Consider the following 5630-nt stretch of genomic DNA (forward strand, 5'->3'; position numbering starts at 1 on the left):
CTGCGTATCTGCAAGGCGAATATGGCTTGACGGATATTTTTATTGGAGTGCCTTCGCGGCTGGGCTGTCAGGGTGTGGAAAGCGTGCTGGAACTGAATCTGACGGAGGATGAGCGATCAGCGCTGCATGCTTCTGCTCAAAGCGTGCGTCAGAGCCTCGATCGACTGGCAGAAATGGGAATTTCCGTGTAGGAGTTGACAATGATACGACTGACGACAGTGACACTGACGGCTATGACGATTCTTGCGATCGCGGGATCTGGGACGGCGGCACCCACACCGCCTACACCGACGATCGCGCAGCGGCAGACGGTGACGCGAATTAGCGCGGGTCAGGTGCAACAAATTCTGGATGCTGTTCAGCAAGCCACCGAGAAAGCTGATATCAAAACGATTCTGAGCTATCTGGCTCCCAACGCGACGCTTGAAATTAGAACGCAGTCTTCGCTGACGGGTCCTCAAACGCTGAAGCTGTCGCGGGAAGAGTATCGCCGCTATCTGGAGGAGGGGTTTCAGCTAATCAAAGCCTCTAGCAGTCGTATGTCTGACTTAAAGGTTCAAGTTGCACCCAATGGCAGAACGGCGATCGCGACGTATCAAATCACGGAGGAAACGACGCTGAAGGATCAGCCCATCACGTTTTCTTCGGTGGGTACTGAGTCGGTTACGTTTGCGATCGTGCAGGGGCGAGTGCTGGCAACGCAAGTTAGAAGTAATGCGAGAGTGGAGATTAAGCAGTAGGGTTGGTCAGTTAATCAGTGCGTAGGGTGTGAAGGCTTCATTCTTTCACGTCGCCTCTTTTCCGAATCTCTTCTATGGGCAACAGCAAGGTGTCTTCAATTTCCTGCCGCACTTCACGGCTGACATAGCAATCGCTGTTGAGGCAATCGACAAGCAGCTTGTTGGCGTCGTAATACTGCTGAAGCAGGTATTTTTGGGCATTGCTGAACTGCCAATCATGCCCGATATTGCGATGTTCAATCATTACGGCTCGTAATTCCTCGCGCCAAGTTTCACCGTTTGCTTCCCGCCATCGATCAAAGCTCTTGCGGTTTTTATAGCCTGTATCAGGTAAACGCTCGTAGAGCTCTTGCAGTTTGTTTCGCAGCTCAGGTTCTTCTGCGAGGGCGAGGGCGTGGGCGTGAGCAAGGTCGCTGTCGAGGGCGCGGTGAAGGGCGCGGTCAAGGTTGAGGTCACGGTTGAGGGCGAGAGCGCGGTCGAGGTCGCGGTCAAGGGCAAGAGCAAGGGCATAGTCGCGGGCAGCGGCAAAGTAGAAGGCACGAACGGCGGCAGGTTTGTAAGAAGTTTCAACTGACTGCGATTTCTCAGTAACCCAAATCAAGTAACGTTGCAGTGTCTGATCATTGGTAATCAATCTATCAATGATTTGCTTCATTAATTGCACGAGTGCATCCGTAGTTCGCATCATGCCTGCCGTCAGCAAAAAGACTTCGCGCCATCGTTTTTCAGTGATGTGCTTGACTAATCGCTCATAGGCGGAATTGGCAACGATTTCTCTAGCAGTGAAATACTCGTGAAACGTGAGATGAGAAAAAGAATAGATATTCTTCGCTCGTTCAACCAGCAGTCCATGATGAGCCTCAATCGATTTGAGAACTGATTCACTATCAAGAGTGAGCATTTCTGGATCGGGGTCTTGATTGTGCAGATTACGAATAAAATCGGCGATATATGCCTCGACAGTTTTCTGCTTAAAAAAGTAATCTCGTTGCTCAAAAGTCGTAAGCGCAATCGAACTGAGCAAATCCTCTTTGCGCTGCACCGACAAATTCTTGTAAACCTGCTGGCGCTCAATGTTGCGTTTGCCGTCCCACTTCTTCAGCAGCACATCCAAGCCTTCTTTATAAAGCTCCGATCGATTTGAGGGGAAATCTGCCGTCTCGCTAAACATCAAGCACAGCAGCGTCAGTAAGAGTGGACTGCTGGCAAGCTCTTGAATTGGCTTATTTTGCTCAAGTTTCTGAAGAAATTTCTCGGCTTTCTGCGGATTCGTGCGACGAAACCACTTCTCGACAAAATCCGCGATTTGTTCTGAACTAAAATCCGAAACTTCGACTTCAGTAAACTGCTCAAACGTGTAATCTTTCGCCGCAATTCGACAGGTCATGACAAACTGATTGCCGTGAAACTGCTCGGAGAATTCGCGGATTTGCCGCAGCACCCGCTTTGTGTCTTCTTCCCGCACTTCATCCAAGCCGTCTAGCAGAATCAACGCCTTTCCCGCAGACAAAATCTCCTGTAGTGGGGAAGCATCCGGCTCAGCTGCTTTCATCCGCGTCAATAATTCTTGATGGTTCGAGTTGGCACTAGCCAAACTTCTGGTCACGTCCTGATGCAGGTAGCTCAACACATCCGGCTTGTCCTTGGCTTCGGCAAAGTCCTTCAGCGTAATGAAGAACGGCACTTTGTCGCCCAACTCCAAGCCCTTGATCGACTGCATCGCCAGCCATTTTAGGAACGTGGTCTTGCCCGCTCCCGGTTTGCCCAATGCCAAAAGTTTGTTGTAGCGCTGCACAGCGCCCAATCCCGGCACTCGTTCCTCGGTAATGCGGCTGAGTCCAGCGCGGTCGAACTCCTCTATGTCACACATCCGCAGCAGTTCAGCAACTTCCAGCCGTTGATGTCCAGTCAGCCGCTCCAAAATGTTGACGTTGGTGTAAATTCCGTCGTCTCCGGTTAGCTCGATCGGCTGCACCATATCCAGCACCCGTATCGTCCCGCATCGCTGGCGAACTGTGGGCGCGATCGCCGCTCGAATCTGCTGAACGAGGGCATCAACGCTTAAGCTGCGATCATCTGATAAAACTTCTGCTTTCTGCTCAACAATGTCTTCCCAGTTCAGATCAAGTGCTGTGCAGATCTCCAAGAAGATTCTTCGATCAATTGGCTCACCCTTCAAGAACTTACTGATTGGTTGGCGAGTCTTGCCGACTTGCGACGCTAAAGACTCCTGAGTCCAATGACCGACGGTGAGCGCTCGCCGTGCCAGTTTGATTCCCTCTTGAGATGCTTGAAGTGAACGAGGTGACATAAATGGAACTATGGCTCTTGACACACATATACCTTAAAGACATACTAAGGCAAAACATCGCATCTCACACATAAATCAACGGAACACATACAATAACTGGGGGTTGAGTCAAAACACCTATGTCTGATCGTCCGCTCTGGTCTTTGAATCCACTGATCATGAATTGGAGTACTAAATATGAAGCGCCAGCCCAAACAACCTTCTGCCTTCCAGCAAATTTTCTGCACCGTAGGCGCAATTACGGTCTTAAGTGGTGTAGGCGCGATCGTCCTTGCCAACCAACCCAACCCTTCGGCTCAGCAAAGCCGCATCTTTGAAACCTGCAACGACACCTGGAAACTAGGAGTGGGCGCAATTTTCGGCTTAATGGGCGCAACCAACCCTGCTGGTAAGAACGATGACGATGAAATGACCAATTTTTGAGAGCTAGAAACGGACGATCGCGCTTTTTATTCCAGCAATCGCCCTTTAACCTGCACTTTTCCAGTTCTGAACGGCAACGATCGCACTTTTTACTCGAAGTTTTCTGTTCCAAACGGGAACGAGCGACCTTTTTGCTCGGAATTTCCAGTTCTGAACCAGAACGATCGACCTTTTTGCTCAAAACTTGCCTGTAAACGATTCAGAGAGCAAGCCCTTTCTCGCTCCTACCGTTCTCAGAGCACGCCGTACGTCAACCCTAACCGCTTCAACCACGTTCGGTACACCATCGACGTACGATCGCTCGGCAAATGAAACTCCGCTGAGCCAACAAGCGGCAACCGCACCGGATCATGAGACGCCAGCGTATCAGTATCCTGACTAAAAATGCGGTCTTGGTGCGCCTTCACCTCCGTCGCAGGCGTATCGTGAGCAAAATTCAGCGACAGAATCATCCAGCCGATCGCCTCCGTTTCGCTCAGCGGCGTCACATGAAACAGAATTGTTTTACACTTGCCATCCGGGTCTTCCTTCCGCAAATACGCCGTAAACGGACGCATCACCCAGTAGTCGTAGCCAATATACGCGCCGCCCGCGCCGTTGCCATACGGGTCAGGCTGCCAAACTTTCACATCGTAAGCGTGTACGCCATCATCAGAAACGTCCACCCGATAGTCCGGAATGTCCGGCTGCGCCGCATCCCCCAGAACTCCAGGATGAATAAACGCCAGATGGGCAACATCGAGAAAGTTTTCGATCGCCCGTAGCCCATTCGTCGGGATTGCATAGGGACCATTAATGTAGCGGCGAAAGCTGCGATCGTCCCATTCCCCAGGTGTCGGCAGTTCGTGTGCGGGTTCACCCAAGCACACATAAATCAGCCCGTAGCGGTCCTGAGCCATGAACGTTTGAGCGCAGGCTTGCGGCGGTGGCACATAACCCGGATGAGCCGGAACATTGACGCAGCGCCCTTCTGGGCTGTACGCCAATCCGTGATACGGGCAAACCAGCGCATTGTTGACGACTTTGCCACCCGACAGCCGCACGCTGCGATGCGGACAGCGATCGTGCCACACCTGCACGCGCCCATCATCCCCGCGCCACACCACCAAATTCGTTTCCAGCAGCCGAGCGCTGATCACGCCGCCCACTGGCAGATCGTCCGATAGTGCCACCACATGCCAATCGTTAAGGACGATCAAATCAGGTTCAATTCCAGCAGCAAACCGACGATCCACAGCTCCAACCATGCCCACGTTTCAGAAAGCGATCGCGAATCGTTAATTCAACACACCATACCTTAGACCAAGCTGCTTCAGCCATTTGCGATAGACCAGCGACGTACGATCGCTCGGCAAATGAAATTCCGTCTGTCCCGCTAGAGGAATCTGCTGCGGCGTGTGCGACTCCAGATTATTCAGGTCCTGAAGCACAATTTCATCCTGAAACGCCTTAATTTCATCTTCGCTGATCTCATGTCCATAGTTGATCGCACCACTCATCCAGGCAACGCATTCCACCTCGCTAATCGGCGTTACCGTGTACAGCAGCGTCAGGCAATCCCCCGTCGGACTCAGCTTTCGCAGGTAAGCCGTCAGCGGACGAAACGCCCAGTAGTCGTAGCTAACGTAGGCTCCTTCGCCAGTGCCGTAGGGGTCCGGTTGCCAAACACGAATGTCGCGGGCAAAAACGCCATCTTCGTTCAGAACGACTTCATAGTCGTCGATTTCGGGCTTCTCCGGATCGCCCAGAATGCCCGTGTGGATAAACGGAAAGTGCGCCACATCCAGAAAATTTTCGATCGCCCGAAAGCCATTCGATCGAATGTGATACGGTCCCGTCGTGTAAAAGCGGTAAGCGCGATCGCCCCACTCTGGAAACGGCGTAATCTCTTGCGCGGGTTCACCCAAGCAGACAAAAATCAAGCCGTAGCGCTCCTGAGCCTGAAACGTCCGAGTGCAGGCTTGCTTGGGAGCCGTGTAGCCCGGATGCGCCGGAACCTTGACGCACTGACCCGTCGTATCGTACGCCAGCCCGTGATAGGAACACACCAGCGTATTATCTGCCACGCTGCCATTCGACAGACGCACACTGCGATGGGGACAGCGATCCTCCCACGCATGCACCGTTTGATTCTGTCCGCGCCACAGCACCACATC

General features: G+C 52.4%; 5 protein-coding genes and 1 pseudogene. 3 read left to right on the forward strand and 3 right to left on the reverse strand.

Features of this window, described 5'->3' with window-relative positions; translation table 11 throughout:
- Both H6F43_RS00810 and H6F43_RS00815 read left to right on the forward strand, forming a co-directional pair.
- Positions 1–191 (forward strand): annotated as a pseudogene (locus H6F43_RS00810) (malate dehydrogenase); the annotation flags it as partial.
- Between the two features lie 9 nt (positions 192–200).
- Complete coding sequence (locus tag H6F43_RS00815) at positions 201–740, forward strand: nuclear transport factor 2 family protein (RefSeq protein WP_190340133.1); 540 nt, start codon at positions 201–203, stop codon at positions 738–740.
- Positions 741–777: 37 nt separating this feature from the next.
- On the opposite strand, the gene H6F43_RS00820 is transcribed toward H6F43_RS00815, so the two are convergent.
- Positions 778–3051, reverse strand: a complete 2274-nt coding sequence (locus H6F43_RS00820) for an NACHT domain-containing NTPase (RefSeq protein ID WP_190340134.1) — start codon at positions 3049–3051, stop codon at positions 778–780.
- 177 nt (positions 3052–3228) lie between these two features.
- Here H6F43_RS00820 and H6F43_RS00825 point away from each other — a divergent pair, with 177 nt between their 5' ends.
- Positions 3229–3474 carry a hypothetical protein gene (locus H6F43_RS00825; protein ID WP_190340135.1) on the forward strand — a complete coding sequence of 82 codons (246 nt, stop codon included), beginning with the start codon at positions 3229–3231 and terminating at the stop codon, positions 3472–3474.
- A 233-nt stretch (positions 3475–3707) separates the two neighbouring features.
- On the opposite strand, the gene H6F43_RS00830 is transcribed toward H6F43_RS00825, so the two are convergent.
- Positions 3708–4721 carry an aromatic ring-hydroxylating dioxygenase subunit alpha gene (locus tag H6F43_RS00830; protein WP_190340136.1) on the reverse strand — a complete coding sequence of 338 codons (1014 nt, stop codon included), beginning with the start codon at positions 4719–4721 and terminating at the stop codon, positions 3708–3710.
- A gap of 30 nt (positions 4722–4751) precedes the next feature.
- Positions 4752–5630: aromatic ring-hydroxylating dioxygenase subunit alpha (locus tag H6F43_RS00835; RefSeq protein ID WP_190340137.1), on the reverse strand; the 879-nt coding region annotated here is incomplete at its 5' end.

The sequence above is a fragment of the Leptolyngbya sp. FACHB-36 genome, assembly GCF_014695955.1.
In the GTDB taxonomy this organism is placed as follows: domain Bacteria; phylum Cyanobacteriota; class Cyanobacteriia; order Leptolyngbyales; family Leptolyngbyaceae; genus FACHB-36.